The organism is Rhodoferax sp. OV413 (genome assembly GCF_900104385.1).
Lineage (GTDB): Bacteria > Pseudomonadota > Gammaproteobacteria > Burkholderiales > Burkholderiaceae_C > Rhodoferax_B.
The window spans coordinates 105,414-124,027 of sequence record NZ_FNJA01000001.1 but is presented as its reverse complement, the minus strand read 5'-3'; the positions used below and the strand labels follow the sequence as shown (position 1 = coordinate 124,027).

21 protein-coding genes are annotated in these 18,614 nt (G+C 64.8%); 2 read left to right on the top strand and 19 right to left on the bottom strand.

Translation table 11 applies throughout. The features are described 5' to 3' along the window. Positions 1-86: 86 nt before the first annotated feature. The 5 genes from BLT66_RS00575 to pgm are packed head-to-tail and all read right to left on the bottom strand — an operon-like array spanning position 87 to position 4,340. Entirely contained in the window at positions 87-866 is a 780-nt protein-coding gene (locus BLT66_RS00575; RefSeq protein ID WP_092754401.1) for an ABC transporter ATP-binding protein, read from the bottom strand. Continuing rightward, on the bottom strand, positions 863-1,597 hold the full coding sequence (gene modA / locus BLT66_RS00570) for a molybdate ABC transporter substrate-binding protein (protein ID WP_092754398.1): 735 nt from the start codon (positions 1,595-1,597) through the stop codon (positions 863-865). The genes BLT66_RS00575 and modA overlap by 4 nt, the downstream gene beginning before the upstream one ends. A 23-nt stretch (positions 1,598-1,620) precedes the next feature. After that, a complete protein-coding gene (modB, locus tag BLT66_RS00565) occupies positions 1,621-2,295 on the bottom strand; it encodes a molybdate ABC transporter permease subunit (protein WP_369821563.1) in 675 nt (224 codons plus the stop codon). A gap of 40 nt (positions 2,296-2,335) precedes the next feature. Next, positions 2,336-2,683, bottom strand: a complete 348-nt coding sequence (locus tag BLT66_RS00560) for a winged helix-turn-helix domain-containing protein (protein WP_092754392.1) — start codon at positions 2,681-2,683, stop codon at positions 2,336-2,338. Between the two features lie 10 nt (positions 2,684-2,693). Next, a complete protein-coding gene (gene pgm / locus BLT66_RS00555; RefSeq protein ID WP_092754389.1) occupies positions 2,694-4,340 on the bottom strand; it encodes a phosphoglucomutase (alpha-D-glucose-1,6-bisphosphate-dependent) in 1,647 nt (548 codons plus the stop codon). 319 nt (positions 4,341-4,659) lie between these two features. On the opposite strand from pgm, the gene BLT66_RS00550 reads away from it, so the two are divergent. Next, positions 4,660-5,286 carry a DUF1223 domain-containing protein gene (locus BLT66_RS00550; protein ID WP_255406706.1) on the top strand — a complete coding sequence of 209 codons (627 nt, stop codon included), beginning with the start codon at positions 4,660-4,662 and terminating at the stop codon, positions 5,284-5,286. Here the strand turns inward: BLT66_RS00550 and BLT66_RS00545 are convergent. Together BLT66_RS00545 and BLT66_RS00540 are read right to left on the bottom strand one after the other, a co-directional pair. Beyond that, positions 5,283-5,507, bottom strand: a complete 225-nt coding sequence (locus BLT66_RS00545; protein ID WP_092754383.1) for a helix-turn-helix domain-containing protein — start codon at positions 5,505-5,507, stop codon at positions 5,283-5,285. The genes BLT66_RS00550 and BLT66_RS00545 overlap by 4 nt on opposite strands. A 9-nt stretch (positions 5,508-5,516) precedes the next feature. Next, positions 5,517-6,011 (bottom strand): hypothetical protein, encoded by a 495-nt coding sequence (locus BLT66_RS00540; protein WP_092754380.1) that lies wholly within the window; start codon positions 6,009-6,011, stop codon positions 5,517-5,519. A 110-nt stretch (positions 6,012-6,121) separates the two neighbouring features. Here BLT66_RS00540 and BLT66_RS00535 point away from each other — a divergent pair, with 110 nt between their 5' ends. After that, entirely contained in the window at positions 6,122-6,325 is a 204-nt protein-coding gene (locus BLT66_RS00535; RefSeq protein WP_092754376.1) for a hypothetical protein, read from the top strand. An 8-nt stretch (positions 6,326-6,333) separates the two neighbouring features. Here the strand turns inward: BLT66_RS00535 and BLT66_RS00530 are convergent, their stop codons facing one another. From BLT66_RS00530 to BLT66_RS00475, 12 genes are all read right to left on the bottom strand, one after another. Continuing rightward, positions 6,334-7,254 carry an SDR family oxidoreductase gene (locus tag BLT66_RS00530; protein ID WP_369821562.1) on the bottom strand — a complete coding sequence of 307 codons (921 nt, stop codon included), beginning with the start codon at positions 7,252-7,254 and terminating at the stop codon, positions 6,334-6,336. A gap of 2 nt (positions 7,255-7,256) precedes the next feature. Then, on the bottom strand, positions 7,257-8,186 hold the full coding sequence (locus BLT66_RS00525; RefSeq protein WP_092754373.1) for a glutathione S-transferase family protein: 930 nt from the start codon (positions 8,184-8,186) through the stop codon (positions 7,257-7,259). A 33-nt stretch (positions 8,187-8,219) separates the two neighbouring features. Then, on the bottom strand, positions 8,220-8,429 hold the full coding sequence (locus BLT66_RS00520; RefSeq protein WP_092754370.1) for a hypothetical protein: 210 nt from the start codon (positions 8,427-8,429) through the stop codon (positions 8,220-8,222). A 114-nt stretch (positions 8,430-8,543) separates the two neighbouring features. Continuing rightward, complete coding sequence (locus BLT66_RS00515; RefSeq protein ID WP_092754367.1) at positions 8,544-9,719, bottom strand: acetyl-CoA C-acyltransferase; 1,176 nt, start codon at positions 9,717-9,719, stop codon at positions 8,544-8,546. Positions 9,720-9,731: 12 nt separating this feature from the next. After that, positions 9,732-11,831, bottom strand: a complete 2,100-nt coding sequence (locus tag BLT66_RS00510; protein WP_092754364.1) for a 3-hydroxyacyl-CoA dehydrogenase NAD-binding domain-containing protein — start codon at positions 11,829-11,831, stop codon at positions 9,732-9,734. A 121-nt stretch (positions 11,832-11,952) separates the two neighbouring features. Further along, positions 11,953-13,266, bottom strand: a complete 1,314-nt coding sequence (locus tag BLT66_RS00505) for a lactonase family protein (RefSeq protein WP_092754361.1) — start codon at positions 13,264-13,266, stop codon at positions 11,953-11,955. Positions 13,267-13,365: 99 nt separating this feature from the next. After that, complete coding sequence (locus BLT66_RS00500; RefSeq protein ID WP_092754358.1) at positions 13,366-14,052, bottom strand: ABC transporter ATP-binding protein; 687 nt, start codon at positions 14,050-14,052, stop codon at positions 13,366-13,368. Beyond that, a complete protein-coding gene (locus BLT66_RS00495; protein ID WP_092754355.1) occupies positions 14,052-14,807 on the bottom strand; it encodes an ABC transporter ATP-binding protein in 756 nt (251 codons plus the stop codon). Before BLT66_RS00495 ends, BLT66_RS00500 begins: the two co-directional genes overlap by 1 nt. Further along, a complete protein-coding gene (locus BLT66_RS00490) occupies positions 14,804-15,955 on the bottom strand; it encodes a branched-chain amino acid ABC transporter permease (RefSeq protein WP_092754353.1) in 1,152 nt (383 codons plus the stop codon). Before BLT66_RS00490 ends, BLT66_RS00495 begins: the two co-directional genes overlap by 4 nt. Position 15,956: 1 nt before the next feature. Next, positions 15,957-16,871, bottom strand: coding sequence for a branched-chain amino acid ABC transporter permease (locus BLT66_RS00485; protein WP_092754350.1), 915 nt, complete (start codon positions 16,869-16,871; stop codon positions 15,957-15,959). Between the two features lie 38 nt (positions 16,872-16,909). Continuing rightward, positions 16,910-17,596, bottom strand: coding sequence for a flagellar brake protein (locus BLT66_RS00480; RefSeq protein ID WP_092754347.1), 687 nt, complete (start codon positions 17,594-17,596; stop codon positions 16,910-16,912). Positions 17,597-17,647: 51 nt separating this feature from the next. Beyond that, entirely contained in the window at positions 17,648-18,577 is a 930-nt protein-coding gene (locus BLT66_RS00475; RefSeq protein ID WP_092754344.1) for an adenylate/guanylate cyclase domain-containing protein, read from the bottom strand. Between the last annotated feature and the right edge of the window lie 37 nt (positions 18,578-18,614).

Sequence of the window (18,614 nt, the reverse complement as noted above, 5' to 3'; positions counted from 1 at the left end):
AAGGGGCGTGAGTTTGCCACAGCCACCCTAGCCCATATTTTGTATATAAAAAGTGACTCTAGCGCTGAAGATACCTGCGCTGGAAGCTATCTATTCAATAGCAAACTGCGTACCTTGTGTTGCAAAGCCGTTGGCTCTGCGGGGCCCGCTCCGCCCAACTCTTGCCGCGCCAGGCTGCGGCTGCTGGCGTCCATCAGATGGATCTCCTGCACCACCTGGCCTTGGTCGAAAACAAAGGCCACGTCGGCCAGCGCCAGCACGTCTTCTACGTCGTGGGTGATCATCAGCGCCGGAATGCCCCATTGGCGGCGCGCTTGGGCCAGTTCTTCGCGCAGGTTCAGGCGCAGGCTGGGGTGCAGCGCGGCAAACGGCTCGTCTAGCAGCAGCACCTGCGGCGCGCAAGCCAGAGCCCGCGCCAGGGCCACGCGCTGCTGCTGGCCGCCGGACAGGCTGCTGGGTCGGCTGTCGGCCATGGCGTTCAGGCCGAAGCTGTCCAGCAGGCTCTGCACCTGGGATTGTTCCTCACTGCTGAGGCGGCGTTTGCGCCAGGAGGTCAGGCCGAAGCCTATGTTCTGGCGCACCGACAGATGCGGAAACAGCGCGTAGTTCTGCGGCAGGTAGCCGACGCGGCGCTGCGATGCGGGCACGTCGATGCCGGCGGCGGAATCGAACAAGGTGCGGCCATCAATCCGAATATGGCCACGGCTGGGCCGCAGCAGGCCGGCAATCGCCTGCAAGGTCAGGGTCTTGCCCGCACCCGACGGGCCGTACAGCGCGGCAAACGGCACATCGCTGGCGAAGCGCACCGCCAGGTCGAAGCGCCGGCGGCCATCGGCCACCGTCAGTTGGATGTCTACATCGATCAAGGTTTGCCGAAGCCGTATTTAGTGAGTACCTGCTGGGCTGCATCGGTGAACAAGAAGGCGATGAAATTCTGCGCCACGGCCTTCTGCTTGCTGTCGCTGACCACGGCAATCGGGTACGACACCGGCGTATGGTTGGCCGGCGTCAGCACGATCTTCACTTTGTCGCCCAGCAGCGTGGCATCGGTGCGGTAGACGAAGCCGGCCTCGACCTCGCCGCGGCTCACGTAGTCGAGCACCTGGCGCACATTGTCGGCCTGCACGAACTTGGGCTCCAGCACGGTCCACAGCTTGGCGCCTTCCAGCACCTGCTGGGTGTAGCGGCCGGCGGGCACGGTGGCGGGCTTGCCGATGGCAATCCTGCGCACGGCGGGTTTGGCCAGGTCTTGCAGGCTCTGGATGCCCGTACCTTCCTTGGCCGGCTCAACCAGTACCAGGCTGTTGCTGACGAAGTTCTTGCGGCTGGCCGTGTCGACCAGCTTCTGCGTTGCAGCCCGGTCCATGGTGTCCTGGTCGGCGCTGACGAACACGTCCACTGGCGCGCCTTGGCTGATCTGCTGCAGCAGTACGCCGGAGGCGGCGAAGTTGAAGCGCACGGTGGCGCCGGGCTGGCTGGCTTCGAACTTGGGGCCGAGTTCCTTGAAGGCATCGGTCAGGCTGGCGGCGGTGGAGACGGTGATCTGCTGGGCACCCACAGCAAACGGCACGAGCAAGATCAGGCTGAAAAGACGCATCACAGGTTTCCTTAACGTGAAAGTTAACGAAGAGAGAAAAAACGGTTCGACAGCACCAGCACCGCAATCGACAGTGCCGAGGTGATCAGCACCAGCAGTAGCGCCAGATCGTCCTGCCCGGCCTGCACTGCGTCGTAGATCGCCATCGACAGGGTCTGGGTTTGCTGCGGAATCGAGCCGGCCACCATCAGCGAGGCGCCGAACTCGCCCATGGCGCGGGCAAAGGCCAGCAAAGTGCCAGCCAGGATGCCGGGCCAGGCGAGAGGCAGGGTCACGCGCCAGAACACCGACCAGGCCGACTGGCGCAGCGTGCTGGCTGCGGCCTCCAGCGAGCGGTCGACCGCGCTGAATGCCGCGCTGGCCGACTTCAGCACCAGCGGCAGTGCCACGATGCTGGATGCCACGACCGCGCCATGCCAGCTGAAGATGATGGTGTAGTCCAGATGCTCGCGCAGCCAGCTGCCCAGCGGGCTGCGCCGGCCAGCGGCTACCAGGATCGCGTAGCCGATGACGGTGGGTGGCAGCACCAGCGGCAGCATGCAGGCAGCCTCCAGCAGCGTGCTGCCGGGGAACTGTTTGCGCGCAAAAATCCAGCCCAGCGCCACACCCAGAATGGTGGCCAGCAGCGTCGCCACCGCCGCCACTTTGAGCGACAGGATGAGCGGAAACCAGTCCATGGAGGGGAGCAATGCAGACATGGCCCGCATTGTATCCAGCCAGATATAACGATAGGGAGCGCTAAAGCGCGAGCAATTCCTGGAGCGCGGCAATGTCCGCTGCGGCGGCGGTCCGGGCGGCCTGCTCTACCGCGCGGTAATGCCGGACCAGCTTTTCGCCCAGCGGCGATAGCGCCGTACCGCCGCCCTGCACGCCACCGGCGGCGGTGCTGACGGCGGGCGATGCCAGGGCGCGGTTCATTTCATCGACCAGCACCCAGGCGCGCCGGTACGACATGCCCAGCTGCCGGGCGGCGGCCGAGATGCTGCCGGTGTCGGCAATCGCCTCCAGCAAGGCAACCTTGCCCGGGCCTATGGCAATGCTGTCGTCGCGGTAAATGCGCAGGCGGAACTGGGCTTTGGATGCCATGCGCGCGGCGTCAGCCCTTCGCCAGCGCCAGGTCCACGATCTTCTGGGCTTCCTTGATGATGTGGCGCAGGTGCACCTCGCCCTGGAAGCTTTCGGCGTAGATCTTGTAGATGTTCTCAGTGCCCGAGGGGCGTGCGGCGAACCAGCCGCTTTCGGTCATCACCTTCAGGCCGCCCAGGCTGGCGCCATTGCCCGGCGCATTGGTCAGCACCTTGGTGATGGACTCACCGGCCAGCTCGGAGCTGGTGATCTGCTCGGGCGTAAGCTTGCCCAGCTTCTTCTTCTGCTCGGGCGTAGCCGGTGCGTCGATGCGGTCGTAGGCCGGTGCGCCAAAGGCCGCGGTGAGCTTCTGGTAGGCCTCGCCGGGGTCGAGGTCGGTACGGGCAATGATCTCGGCCGACAGCAGGGCCGGCACGATGCCGTCCTTGTCGGTAGTCCAGACGCCGCCGTCGCGCCGCAGGAAAGACGCACCCGCGCTCTCCTCGCCGCCAAAGCCCAGCGAGCCGTCGTTCAGGCCGCTGGCAAACCATTTGAAGCCCACCGGCACCTCGTACAGCTTGCGGCCCAGCCGCGCGGTCACGCGGTCGATCATGCCGCTGCTGACCAGGGTCTTGCCGACGCCGGCATTCGGGCTCCAGCCCGGACGGTTCTGGAACAGGTAGTCGATGCATACCGCCAGGTAGTGGTTGGGCGGCAGCAGGCCTACGCTCTTGGTCACGATGCCGTGGCGGTCGTGGTCGGTGTCGCAGGCGAAGGCGATGTCGTATTTGTCCTTCAGCGTGATCAGCGAGGCCATGGCGCTCTTGCTCGACGGGTCCATGCGAATGCGGCCGTCCCAGTCCACCGTCATGAAGCGGAAGGTAGCGTCCACCTGGTCGCTCACCACGTCCAGCCGCAGCTTGTACTTCTCGGCGATGCGCGCCCAGTAGTGCACGCCAGCGCCGCCCAGCGGGTCCACACCCATGCGCACACCAGCGATGCGGATGGCCTCCATGTCGATCACATTCGCCAAGTCGTCCACGTAGTGCGTGAGGTAGTCGTGGCGGTGCGTGGTGTTGGCCCGCAGCGCCTGCGCATACGGCATGCGCTTCACATCCTTGAGGCCGGTTTCCAGGTGCACATTGGCGGCTTTTTCGATCCAGCCCGTGATGTCGCTGTCGGCCGGGCCGCCATTGGTAGGGTTGTATTTGTAACCACCGTCTTCGGGCGGGTTGTGCGACGGCGTCATCAAAATGCCGTCGGCCAGGCCCGAGCTACGGCCCTTGTTGTAGACCAGGATGGCGTGCGACACCGCGGGCGTGGGCGTGTACTCGTCGTTCAGCGACAGCATCACATGCACGCCGTTGGCGGCCAGCACCTCCAGCGCGGTGGCCGCCGCGGGTTCGGACAGCGCATGCGTGTCTATACCCAGGAACAGCGGGCCGGTGATGCCACTCTTTTCACGGTATTGGCAGATCGCCTGGGTGACGGCCAGCACATGCTGCTCGTTGAAGCTGCTGCTGAACGCGCTGCCCCTGTGGCCCGAGGTGCCGAACGCCACGCGTTGGCTGGCCTCGGCGGGGTCGGGGCGCAGGCTGTAATAGGCAGTCACCAGCCGAGGCAGATTGACCAGAAGTGATAGCGGCGCGGTGTGACCGGCCAAAGGGCTGAGGCGCATGGTTAAGACCTTTTCTTGTTAAGAGGTTTAGTCGGTTGAACCGCCTATGGACCATCAGGTACACATTATTGAACCACACAGAGCATGGCAAAACGAAGCGGTTTGGCTGTGCATCGGGTGCATGCACACGGGTTTTTTGCATCAGTTTGTAAGGTACGGGCCGCGTGCGCGACCAAGGCGTATTTGGGTGTATAGATACGGAGTTTTTATGCTGAATACTATTAAATCGATAGCTGCTTGCGCATTATCCATATGCGCTGGAGCCAGTTTTTCTGCTGAAAATAGCTGCACACTGCAATCCGGCAAGAACCTGCTGCCGGTGCTGGAGCTTTACACCTCCGAAGGCTGCAGCTCCTGCCCGCCGGCCGACCAATGGTTAAGCCAGCTCAAAGGCCAGCCGGCCGTGGTGCAGGCCTTCCACGTCGGCTACTGGGACCAACTGGGTTGGGTCGACCGTTTTGCCACGCCCGCCCACACCGCGCGCCAACGGCAAATCGCCGCCTGGAACCAGCAGGGTTCCATCTACACACCGCAAGCGGTGCTCAACGGCCGGGACTGGCGAAACTGGGGCGGCCGACTGACCACCCCACCTGCCGAGCCCGGCCTGGCCCAGATCAGCCTGCGCCAGCTGGCACCCGACCAGTTCGAAGCCCTGGTGACGCCGCTGGCCGGCGCGCCCAGCCGCTGGTCGGCCTACTGGACGGTGACCGAACACGGCCACAGCTCCAAAGTGAAGGCCGGAGAAAACGCTGGCGAGTTCTTGAAGCACGACTTCGTAGTGCGCCAGTATGTGGCGGCGGGCGTTTACGCCAGCGACGGTATGACTGCGCAGAAGCTGGTGTTCCGAAGCATTGCCGGCACGCCCGAGCATGCGCGGCAGCTGAATCTGGTGGTGTTCGATCCGCAGACCGGCAAGACTTTGCAGGCGATCACCGCGCCCTGCTAGGCAACGGGTTCAGAACTATCGGGCTTGGACACCAACAAGTCGCCAGGCTGGCACTGCAGGTACTCGCAGATACGCTGCAAGGTGTCGAAGCGCACGCCTTTGACCTTGCCCTGCTTGAGCAGCGACAGATTGGCCTCGGTGATGCCCACGTACTCGGCCAGGTCCTTGGACTTGACGCTGCGCTCGGCCAGCATGACGTTCAGCCGCACATGGATGGGCACAGCTGCGTCCTAAACGATTTGAGCATGCTCATCGGCCAGCGCGGCAGCCTGCGCCATCACATGCGCAATCTGCCAAACGATGCCGGCAAACAGCAAGAGCAGCATGTGGTCTGAGCTGAACTCCACTACCAGCGCACGGCTGGCTGCCGGCCCGCTCACCGACAGCAACAGGCTGCGCAACGTGGGCAGCACCAGCCCGGCCACCGCCGCCACCATCACCCCAGCCGCAAAGCCGCGCAGGTGGTGCACCGTGGACTGGCTGAAGGTTTCGCCGCGCACAAAGCCCTGGAAACACTGGCGCGCCTGCAGCAGACCGTAGGCCAACCCGCATACCGGAAGCATGCCGAGGGCGGTTAACAGCCAGCCCGGCGATCCGCCCGGTGCCGTCCACAAGCCATACAGCGTGGCCAGCGGCAACACCAGGGCCAGCGCCAGGCAGCTGTAGGCCAGGGTCTGGCTCAAACGGGTCCCGCCGTGCGCGGGCAAGCTGGGAGTGGAGTCCATGCGATGCCTCTTGTCAAAAACGCCATACTGCCATACATTTCTGTAAAACAATAATTTATTGTTCCAATTCATTCATTATCGCTGGCTCTGCGCTGGCCGCAGGAGACTCCATGCCGAATTACGCCGCCATTGCCTTGCTGGCTGTTTGCCTGTCGGGTTGCGCCGATATGCCTTGGGAACGCAGCCTGTACGAGGGTGTGCGCAGCTCGGCCGACCAATGCCGTGCGTCGGCCCGGCCGGGTAATGCGCCCTGCCCCACGGTGCCCGACTACAGCCGCTATGAGAAGGAACGCAGCCGCGCCAAAGGGGATTAAGAAGGCGACTAAGGCTTGGGCTCGCCGCGCAAAGCCCGCTTCAAGTCCTCGCCCAGCGACGGCTTCTGCGCAAACGGGCTACTCGGGTTGCGCGCCTGCAGCAGGTCGTCCATGCGGGTCTGCACCGCCGCCAAGGCTTGCGGGTGGCTGTAGATGTAGAACTGCCGGTCGCGCAGCGCGTCAAAAACTTTTTGCGCCACCTCGGCCGCCGTGACCTTGCCCGCGTCCACGGCGGTATTCACCATGGCCTGGCTGATGCGCTGGCTGCGGGTGGCCGTGCCGGCAGCCAGTTTGGCCGGTCGGTTGCGCTGGCTCTGGTGGATGCCGGTGGGCACGAAATACGGACACAGTACGGATGCGCTGACCTGGTCGGTCACCAGCGCCAGATCCTGGTACAGGGTTTCCGACAGCGCCACCACCGCGTGCTTGCTGACGTTGTAGACGCCCATGTTCGGCATGTTCAGCAGCCCGGCCATGCTGGCGGTGTTGACGATGTGGCCGCGGTAGGCCGGGTCATGTTGCGCAGCCTGCAGCATCATCGGGGTGAACACGCGCACGCCGTGCACCACGCCCATCAGGTTCACGCCCAGCACCCATTCCCAGTCGGCGGCCGAGTTTTCCCAGACCAGGCCCCCTGCCCCCACGCCAGCGTTGTTGAAGACGAAATGCGGCGCGCCAAAGCGCTCGAACGTGGCCTGGCCCAGCGCATCGACGGCGCTGGCCTTAGACACATCCAGCTGGAATGGCAACACCTCGGCGCCCAGCGCCTGCATCTCGGCGGTGGCGGCTTGCAGCGCATCGGGCTGCACATCGGCCAGCACCAGCCGCATGCCCAGGCGGGCGGCGATGCGCGCGCACTCCAGACCCAGGCCGGAGCCGGCACCGGTCAGTACCGCGGTCTGGCCGCGCAGCGAATCCATGGTGTCCATGCCTAAGCGGCTTTGAGCACGTAGCCGATGCGCGGAAAGTGCACATGCACCGTGCCAGCCCGTGCGTCGACGCGGCGCAGGGTCAGGTGCATGCGGGTGGCGGCCACCAGCTCGCCCTCGCTGGCTTCCAGGCCAAAGCTTTCGGCATGCACGCTGACCCGGCTACCCAGCGGAATGCCATGGTCGTCCTGGAACACCTCGTCGTCCACCGGCAGCGGCGTGCTGCTGGCGGCGATGGCAATGGCGTCGGTGGAGCTGAGCCGGCCGGCCTCGAGCTGCTGGAAGCCAGCCATGCGGTCCATCCAGGCCAGGACGCTGGGCGTGGCGTCCAGAATCCCGGCCAGGCTGGACACATTGACGCGGGTGAACCACAGCGGCGCATAGGCGGCAAAGTCGGCCATGCAGGGCACGTTGCCGACCAGATACGGCTGGTCTTCCAGCATGGTGGCCAGGCGGCGTAGATAGGAGCGGTAAGCCGTGGTCGCATCGCCCACGCGCAGGCGCGGCGCGCTGCCCACCATCTTGGCACGGTCGTCGGCAAAGGCCTGGGCGAAACCGGGCGGCACATTACCGAACATCTGCTCGCGGCCCTGGGGCTGGAAGCTGTAGGCCAAGGCGGTGTTGAACAGCGTGGTGTCGGCCCACTGGGCCAGCACCCGGGCCAAGCCTTTGTGGGTGGGCGGCGACAGCGATGGCTGGGGCTGGCGGTGCTCCAGCACGTCGCAGATCAGCGCGGTGTCGCAGTAGATGTCGGCGCCGATCTGCAGGATCGGGGTTTTGCGGTAGCCGCCGGTCAGCGCCTCCACATCCGGCTTGGGCGCAATCGGCGGAATATTCACCGACTGCCAGGGCAGCTGCTTGAAGCCCAGTACCCGGCGGATCTTCTCCGCGAACGGCGAGGTTTTGTAGTGGTGCAGGACCAGGTCAGCCATGGCAGTCTCCGTCGTTATTTGTTGGTCTATGCGTTACTTTTCGGTATTGGCCCGCACCCGGGAACGTACGTAAATCAGCACCGCGCCCAGCGCTGCCGCCACGCCGCCGCCGATCACCAACGTCAGGCCCAGGTCGTCGTCTACGCGTTGGGTAAACAGGCCCAGCACCAGGCTCAGCAGCCCGCCGTAGAGCAGGATCCAGATGGTTTTTTCGAGCCGGGAGATGGTTTTGGGTGTCAACATGCGGCCACTGTAACCAATGCGCGGCTGGCTGTGAAATATTTACAAGAAATAGGCCGCTGGCGCAGGTAGTACCAGCGCCAGCAGCTATCTATTTTGTAGTGTTTGGGCCCAGACCTACAAGACCTCAAACACCCCGGCCGCGCCCATGCCGCCGCCTATGCACATGGTCACGCAGACGCGCTTGGCGCCGCGCCGCTTGCCTTCGATCAGCGCATGGCCGGTCAGGCGCTGGCCGCTCACGCCATAGGGGTGGCCCACGGCAATCGCGCCGCCGTTGACGTTCAACCGGCCGCCCGGAATGCCCAGCTTGTCGCGGCAGTAGATCACCTGCACCGCGAAGGCTTCGTTCAGCTCCCACAGGTCGATGTCTTCCACCTTCAGGCCCAGGCGCTTCAGCACCTTGGGGATGGCGAAGACCGGGCCTATGCCCATTTCGTCCGGCTCGCAGCCGGCCACGGCAAAGCCCAGAAAGCGGCCCAACGGCTGCAGGCCACGCTGGCTGGCCAGGGTTTCATTCATCACCACGACCGCGCCGCCGCCGTCAGAAAACTGGCTGGCGTTGCCGGCCGAAATCAGGCCGCCGGGCAAGGCCGAGCGCAGGCCGGCAATGCCTTCCTTGGTCGTGCCGTCGCGTATGCCTTCGTCCTGGCTCACCGTCACTTCCTTGGTCATCAGGCCGCGCACCTTGTCGGCCACGCCCATGGTCACGGTGATGGGTGCGATCTCGGCGGTAAACAGGCCGGCAGCCAGGGCCGCCACGGCCTTCTGCTGGCTGGCCGCGCCGTATTCGTCCATCTGCTCCCGGCTGATGCCGTAGCGCTGCGCCACCTGCTCGGCGGTCTGCAGCATGTTCCAGTAGATTTCGGGCTTGTTCTTTACCAGCCAGGGGTCGTTCAACATGTGGATGTTCATCTCCTGCTGCACGCAGGAAATGCTCTCCACACCGCCAGCCACATACACATCGCCTTCGTTGGCGATGATGCGCTGCGCAGCCATGGCGATGGTCTGCAGGCCGGACGAGCAGAAGCGGTTCACGGTGACGCCGGAGGTCGTCACCGGGCAGCCGGCGCGCAAGGCGATCTGGCGGGCGATGTTGGCCCCGGTCGCGCCCTCGGGCGTGGCGCAGCCGATGATCACGTCATCGACCTCAGCCGCCTCGATGCCGGCGCGCTGGATGGCGTGCTGCACCGCGTGGCCGCCCAGGGTGGCGCCATGGGTCATGTTGAAAGAGCCCTTCCAGCTTTTGGCCAGAGGGGTGCGGGCGGTGGAAACGATTACGGCGGCGGTCATGTTCTGTACTCCTTAATTGAAGGTTTTGCCTTCGGCGGCGAGCTTGGCCAGCAAGGGCGCGGGCGTCCAGAAAGCGGCATCGTCCAGCGGGTTCTGCGCAAAGCGCTGCATGGCCTGCACCACGTTGAACAGGCCCACCTGGTCGGCGTAATGCATGGGGCCACCGCGGTAGATCGGGAAGCCGTAGCCCGTCAGGTACACCATGTCGATGTCGCCAGCCTTGGAGGCAATGCCCTCCTCCAGGATGTGCGCGGCCTCGTTCACCATGGAATACACCAGGCGTTGGACGATTTCTTCGTCGCTGATCTTGCGCGGCGTGATGCCTAGGGACGCGCGGTGGTCGGCCACCATTTTTTCCACTAGCGCGCTCGGTACCGCGTCGCGCTTGCCGGCCCGGTAGTCGTACCAGCCGGCACCGGTCTTCTGGCCAAAGCGGCCGAGTTCGCACAGTAGATCCGCCGTCTTGCTGTACTTCATGCCGGGCATTTCCACATAGCGGCGCTTGCGTATCGCCCAGCCGATGTCGTTGCCGGCCAGGTCGCCCATGCGGAACGGGCCCATGGCGAAGCCGAACTTCTCCACCGCCTTGTCCACCTGGGCCGGTGTGCAGCCTTCGTCCAGCAGAAAGCCGGCCTGGCGCCCGTACTGCTCGATCATGCGGTTGCCGATAAAGCCGTCGCAGACGCCGGAGACCACCGAGGTCTTCTTGATCTTCTTGCCCAGTGCCATCACCGTGGCCAGCACGTCCTTGGCCGTGGCCTTGCCGCGCACCACTTCCAGCAGCTTCATCACGTTCGCCGGGCTGAAGAAATGCGTGCCGACCACGTCCTGCGGGCGCTGGGTGAAGCTGGCGATCTGGTCCAGATCCAGCGTGGATGTGTTCGACGCCAGGATGGCGCCAGGCTTCATCACCCGGTCGAGTTCCTGGAACACAGCTTTCTTGACGCCCATGTCTTCGAACACGGCTTCGATCACCATGTCGGCATCGCCCAGGTCGTCGTAGCTCAGCGTGGTGCTGAGCAAACCCATGCGCTGGTCCAGCTTGTCTTGCTTCAGCTTGCCCTTGGCCACCTGGGCGTCGTAGTTCTTGCGGATGGTGGCCAGGCCGCGCTCCAGCGCTTCGGGCTTGGCTTCCAGCAGCTTGACCGGAATGCCGGCGTTCAGGAAGTTCATCGCGATGCCGCCGCCCATGGTGCCGGCGCCGATGATTGCTATGCTGTTAATAGCGCGCTGAGCAGTATCTGCGGGCACGTCTGGTATTTTGGATGCTGCGCGCTCGGCCGCAAAGATATGCCGCAGCGCACGGCTCTCGGGCGTCCACATCAGATTTAAGAAAGTGCTGAGTTCAAACGCCATGCCGGCGTCGAACTTCTGCTTGGTAGCGGCCTCCACGGCGTCCACACACTTCAGCGGCGCCGGGTAGTTCTTCGCCATGCCCTTGACCATGTTGCGGGCGAACTGGAAATAGGCGTCACCCTGCGGGTGCTTGCACTTCAGGTTGCGTACCAGCGGCAAGGGCCGTGCATCGGCAATGGAGCGGGCAAAAACCAGCGCTTCCTCAAGCAGCGATTCAGGCGATGCGGCCAGCTTGTCGAACAGCTTCTGGCCGGGCAGCGAGGCCAGCAACTCACTCTTTACCGGCTCGCCGCTGACGATCATGTTCAGCGCGACCTCCACGCCCAGCACGCGCGGCAGGCGCTGCGTGCCGCCAGCACCTGGGATCAGGCCCAGCTTGACCTCGGGCAAGGCCACGTTGCAACCAGGTGCCGCCATGCGGTAGTGGCAACCCAAAGCCGTCTCCAGCCCACCGCCCATGCACACCGAATGGATGGCCGCAACCACCGGCTTGGCCGAGTTCTCGATGGCCAGAATCATGCTCAACAGATTCGGCTCGCGCATGGCTTCGGGGGTATCGAATTCCTTGATGTCCGCCCCGCCGGAAAACGCCTTGCCGGCGCCAGTCAAGACTATCGCCTTGACGGCCGCATCGGCATTCGCTTGGGCCAGGCCGTCGGTCACGGCCCGGCGGGTTGCCAGGCCCAGGCCGTTTACCGGTGGGTTGTTCAGGGTGATTACGGCGATGTCGCCGTGAACTTGGTATTGCGCCGCCATGGAGGAACCTCAGGTTTAAATCGAACGATCGTGCGATTTTTAATTCTAGAGGCTGGAAAGGATGCGGCGTGTGATGGTTTGTCCCAGTCGGGACAAGCCATCCCCTCAGAAGTACACCGTCTTAGCGCACCGAAATCCCCGTAGGCCCCGCCCCATTCGTCGCCGCCGTACCCAGCAGAGTCAACGCCCCGGCAGACCCCACGCTATACGAGGACACAGTAGCGTCGCTGTAGTTGGTGACATAGGCGAAGCTGCCGCTGGGGGCCATGGCGATGCCACGCGGGCTGCTGCCGGTAGCGATGGTCGTGGTGGGCAAGGCGGTGAGTTTGCCGCTGCTGATGCTGTACTGCGACACGGTGTTGTCGCCGCCGTTGGTCACGTAGGCATAGCGGCCGCTGGGGCTGATGGCCACGCTGCGCGGCGTGGTGCCGGTGCTGACGCTGGCCGGCGACAAGGCTGTCAGCAGCCCGCCGGAGCCTATGCTGAACTGGGCCAGCTTGGCGCTGCCCGATAAGGTGACGTAGACGTAGTTACTCGCCGGGTCGATGGCGATGCCGGTAGGCGTGCTACCCAGCGACGACAGACTGACGGTGGCCGTGGACAAGGCCGTCAGCGCGCCAGTGCTGCCCACGCTGTACTGCGAGATGCTGTTGCCGCTGCTATTGCTCACATAAACGTACGCGCCATCCGGGCTGACGGCGACGCCATACGGGTTCACGCCGGTGGCCACGGTGGCGGTAGACATGGCGCTCAGCACGCCGGTGGAGGCCACGCTGAACTGCGACAGCGTGGCGCTGCCGAAATTGGCCACGTACAGATACTTGCCGTCGGGGCTGATGGCCATGCCGTAGCCAGCGCTTCCGGCGCTGGTCCAGCCCAGCATGGCCAGCGCGCCGGTGGTGTCGGACACGGTGTAGACGCCGATCGCGCTACTGTCCTGGAAGTTCACAAACGCGAACTTGCCATCATTGCTGGTGGTGATGCTAGACGGCAGATAGGTGGTGCTGACCGCCGCTGTCGACTGCGCGGCCAGCGCGCCGGTGCTGCCCACGCTGAGCTGGCCGATGTTGCCGCCCAGCCAGTTGCTGGTGTAGGCCGCGTAGCTGCGGCAGTTGATGACCACGCTGGAGACATCGCTGCCGCCACCACCGCTGGCATTGCTGGCCACGCAGGTTTGGCCGTCGGGCTGGGTGGCCACGCTGACCGCGTAGCTGCCGGTGACCTTGCTGCTGAAGCTGAAGCTGGTGGCGCCGGAGGCCACGGCCTGTGTCAGCGTGCCATTGGCCAGCACCAGCCCGCTGGTGCTCAGGCCGTTGACCGTGCCGCCCAGGGTGTATTCGGAGTCGTCGCTATCGCTGCCGCCACCGCAAGCGGCCAGCAGGGAGGCCAGAGCCAGGGTGACGAAGATGTGGCAGATGCGCGGCCGTGTGATCAAGATGTTGCTCCGTGGAGTCGGGTAAAAACTTCACGGTAGCAGCGGCAGATAAAGTTTTTTAGCGCAAATGCTTCGGCTTTGTAGCAAGCGCGTTGCGGGCTAAATCTCAAGCCATTCGCGGCGCACTGCGGCATCGGCGCGCAGCTGCTGCGGCGTGCCGTCGAACACCACGCTGCCGCGGCCCATCAGCAGCACGCGGTTGGAAATGTCCAGCGCAATTGCCAGCTTCTGCTCGACCAGCAGCACCGCAATGCCCTGCTGTTGCAGCTGCTGCAGGCAGGCCGCCACTTGGGCCACCACCTGGGAAGCCAGGCCTTCGGTGGGCTCGTCGATGATCAGTAGCTGCGGATTGCCCATCAGCGCGCGGCCCAGGGCCAGCATCTGCTGTTCGCCGCCCGACAGCACGCCGCCCAGGGTGTGCTGGCGCGCCTGCAGCTGCGGGAACAGGGTGTAGATCGCCGCAAAGTTCCAGCGACCTGTGCCCTTCTGGCCGAGCAACAGGTTTTGCTGCACCGTCAGGCGCGGAAAAATATCGCGGCCCTCGGCCACGTAGGCGATGCCTTGCTGGGCGATTTCAAACGGCTGCCGGCCGCGCAGATCCTGGCCCTGCCAGCGGACCATGCCCTCGCAGCGCACCAGGCCCATCAAGGCCTTGGCGGTGGTAGAGCGGCCCGCGCCGTTGCGCCCCAGCAGGGCCACGATCTCGCCGGGGCGGACCTCAAACGACACGCCGTGCAGGACATGGCTTTGGCCGTAGTAGGCGTGCAGCTGGGCGACTTGCAGCATCAGGCGCCCCCACCCAGGTAGGCCGCCTGCACCTGCGGATCGACGCGGATCGCGTCGGGCGTGCCAAAAGCTATTACCTCGCCCGCTACCAATACAGCTATTTTGTCGGCCAGCGCATATACCGCCTGCATGTCATGCTCTACTATCAATAGCGTTTTACCCGCCGTCACCTCGCGGATCAGCTGGACGAAACGGCCGGTTTCCGAGGCCCCCATGCCGGCCGTGGGCTCGTCCAGCAGCACCACACCGGCACCGCCGGCGATGGCAATGCCCAGCTCCAGCGCGCGCTGCTCGGCGTAGCTGAGGTGGGTGGCCAGCACCTCGCGCTTATCCACCAGCTGCACCTGCGCCATGGTGCGCTCGGCCAGCGCGTTGGCGTCCTGCAAGCCGCCCAGCAGGCGCCAGAAGCTGTAGCCATAGCCCAGGCTCCAGAGCACGCTGCAGCGCAGGTTTTCGAACACGCTGAGCTGCGGGAAGATATTGCTCACCTGGAAGCTGCGCGACAGGCCCAGGCGGTTGATCTCAAACGGCTTCTTGCCCTGGATGGGCTGGCCGTTGAGCAGAATCTGGCCGCTGCTGGGCTTGGACCGGCCGCTGACCAGGTTGAACAGCGTGGACTTGCCCGCGCCGTTCGGGCCGATGATGGCCACGCGCTCGCCCGCGGCCACGCTCAGGCTGGCGCCGCGGATGACCTCGCTCAGGCCAAAGCTTTTGCGCAGCTGGCGGATTTCCAGTGCGGGCGGGCGGCTGGTCATTTGCGGCGCGCCCACGCAAACCCGGCGGCGCCCAGCAGCACCAGCAAAGCCGCCGCGGCCCAGCTGGGCCAGCTGGCCGCGTCCAGCGTGGTGCCGAAGAAACGCAATTCCGAACCCAGCGAAGCTTGGAGCTGCAGCTGGTAGACCATTTCCACCATGGCCGCCAGGCCGGTGCAGGCCAGCGCAAAAGCCGCGTACTGGGGCAGACGGCGCAGCTGTGGCTTGGGCCCGCGCAGCAGGCTGGCGACCCCGCCCGGCACATACACCACCATGGCGACGAACACCAGACCCAGGTACAGCAGCCAGGCCTTGGTGATACCACTCAGCAGCACAAAAGCCAGCACCATCAGCACCGCGCCGATGACAGGGCCGAAAAAGTAGCCCGAGCCGCCCAGAAAGGTGAACAGCAAGTAAGCGCCCGAGCGCTGGCTGCCCAGCACGTCGGCTGTCACGCTCTCGAAATGCAGGGCCGCCAGGCCGCCCGAGATGCCGGCAAAAAAACCGGCCACCACAATAGCCAGGTAGCGGATGCGCCGGGTGTCGTAGCCCACGAACTCGACGCGCTCGGGGTTGTTGCGCACCGCATTCAGCATGCGGCCCAACGGCGTGCGGGTAAAGGCGTACATCAGGCCCGCACAGACCCAGGTATAGACGGCCACCAGGTAGTACACCTGCACTTGCGGCCCGAAACTGATGCCAAACGGCGCGCTGCCGCTGACCCGGTTGCCGGCGATACCGCCCTCGCCGCCAAACACCCCGGGGAACAGCCAGGCCATGGCCCCGACCAGCTCGCCCAGGCCCAAGGTCACCATGGCAAAGGTGGTGGCCGAGCGTTGCGCCGTGATGCCGCCCAGCAGCAGCGCCACCCCGGCCCCGGCCACTCCGCCGGCGATAGGTACCAGGCTGACCGGCAGCAGCGCTGCATTCAGCGCATGGATGGCCGCAAACGCGCCCAGGCCCGAATACACCGCGTGGCCAAAACTCAGCATGCCGCCCTGCCCTAGCAGGATGTTGTAGCTCAGGCAGACGATGGCGGCGATGCCCATCTGGGTCAGCAGGCTGTGGCCCAGGCTGCTGGTAAACACCCAGGGCGCGGCCAGCAAAGCCAGGGCGAACAGGCCCCAGGTGCGTATGTTGTGCTGGCGCATATCAGTCGGCACGTTGGCCCCACAGCCCTTGCGGGCGCAGCAGCAAGACCAGCACCAGCAGTGCATACGGCAGCAGCGGCGCCAGCTGGCTGAGCTTGATGCGGCCCAGCGCGTCCACGCCGGTCCAGCCCAGCACCGGCAGGTCGATACCCACTGCCAAGGTCTGCAGCACGCCGATCAGCAGCGACGCCCAGAAGGCCCCGGCCAGCGAGCCCATACCGCCGACTACCACCACCACGAACACCACCGAGCCCACGGTGGCCGCCATGCCGGGCTCGGTGACAAACGCATTGCCGCCGACCACGCCGGCCAGCCCAGCCAGCGCGGCACCGCCGCCGAATACCCCCATGAACACCCGCGGCACGTTGTGGCCCAGGGCCTGCACTGCGTCCGGGTGGGTCAGCGCGGCCTGCACCACCAGGCCGATGCGGGTGCGCTTCAGCAGCAGCCAAAGCGCGGCCAGCATGGCCAGCGCCACCAGCACCATGAAGCCGCGGTAAGTGGGAAACGGCGTGCCCCAGAGCGCGAACAGCGGGCCTTCCAGCCCGGCGGGAATGCGGTAGTCGACCGGGCCCCGGCCCCAGACAAGCTGCACCAGCTCAACCAGCACCGTGTTCAACCCGAAGGTGACCAGCATCTCCGGCACATGGCCGAAGGCGTGGACCCGGCGCAGACAGTATTTTTCAAACCCCGCGCCCAGCAGGCCGACTAGCAGCGGCGCCAGCAGCAGCGCGGGCCAGAAGCCTACAAACAAGGTGAGGCTGTAGGCAAAGTAGGCCCCCAGCATGTAGAAGCTGGCATGCGCCAGGTTCAGCACGCCCATCATGCTGAATATCAGCGTCAGGCCGGCGCTGAGCATGAACAGCATCAGCCCGTAGCTGAGGCCGTTCAACAGGGAAAGGGTAAGAAACTCCATGCAGGCTGCGCTGCCCGGTCAGCCTGCCGCAGCGGCCATCAGGTGCGGTGGATCAGCAGGGTTTCGTAGACGAAGTTCTGCAGGATCGCCTGTTCGCGCGTGCCCAGGTCGTGGAAGTTGATGCCGTGCGAATACACGGTCTGGAAGGTGGCGCCATCGGCCGTGCTGCCTGCCGACTGCTGGACGCTGCGGATGGACGCGGTGGTGGCAATCGTCACCTCCTGGTTCGAAGCCTGGTCGCGCAGCGAGAACTCGATGTCCACCGTGTCGCCCGCCGTGCCCAGCGGCCGGGCTGTGGACACCAGTGCTCCGCTCAGGCTGATGTCGGACAGAGTGGCCATCTTGAAGTTGGCCGGGTCCTGCGGGTTCTTGATCTTGACCGGCAGATTGGCCTTGACCCGCACCGCCTTGCGCAGGCCGACCTTCTGGATCGCCGCGGGAAAAGCCAGCACCATCATGGCGTGGGGCGACTTCAGCACCGACTCCACCTGGCTGCTGAAGGTGTAGACCGATACCCCGGAGAACACCCGGATGATGACCGAATCGCCCTCGTGCAGCACAGCGCCTTCCTGCGGGATCTTCAGCAACAGGTATTCGCCGGACACAAAGCCGATCAGGCTGGTGTAGTGCACGCTGGGGTTGGCAGCCTTGCTGGGCATGATCTGCAGCCGCACACCGACCTGCAGGTTCATGTCTTCAAATTCGATGTTGGATTTTTTGGTCATGGTGTTGAAGTTGTAGTCCAGAAGGTATCTGAAATCAAAGCGCAGATAAAACTAGTAGAACGACGAATGGGTAGGTGAAAACGTGAAGTGCACGGTGGGGCCACTGACATCATTGAACGGCATGCCCAGCGCAATCTCGCCGGTGGCGTGCAGCTGGCAGTCATCGCGGCGCAGCGGCACATCGGTGTCGCTGCCGGCAAACCGCACCCAGGTGCCAAAGCTGCTCAGGTCGGTCAGGAAAAACGCGCCATTGCGCCATTCGATGCGCGCATGCAGGCGCGACACCCGCGGGTCGTCGATAAAAAACTCGGCCTGGTCACCGCGCCCCAGGTGCACCGGCATCTCGGACGACAAAAAGCTGCGGCTGGTGTTCAGGTAAACCAGATGGATCTTGCCCATTGCGTGGGCGTCGGGCCGCTCCATTTCGGCGAGCGAGGCCTGCATGGTGACGAATTCGGTGACCGCGCCCTCCTGCCATTCCAGCTTGTACAGCGGAATCGGCCCCAAGCGGCCGCGCAGGCTCACCGGCCCCAGGCTCAGAAATCGCAGGCCCAGGGTTTCATCGACTTCATCGACCACCGATTCGGTGACCCAGATCTGGTTGCCGCCTGACAAGTCACTGAGCCGCGAGGCCACGTTGACCGCGTCGCCGTAGCAGTCGCCATCGACCTCGACCACTTCGCCGCGGGCGATGCCGGCTTTGACTTCCATGCGGATGCTGCTGGGCCACTTCAGCAGGCGCAGCTGGTGGCCGCGCTGGATGGCAATCACCGCATTGGTGGCGTCGCTGGCGTCGGCAAACACGGCCAGCACGCCATCGCCCAGCTTTTTGACCACCCGGCCGTGGTGGGCCAGGCAGACGTCGCTGATCCACTGCGTCAGCCGCGTCACAGCCCTGGTGGCTTTTTCGTTGCCCAGGGCTTCAAAGAACGCGGTGCTTCCGGTGAGATCGGCAAATACGACGGTAGCCTGGACGACCATGCTGGAGACTTTGTTAGTTGAAAGCCAAGTTTAGTGC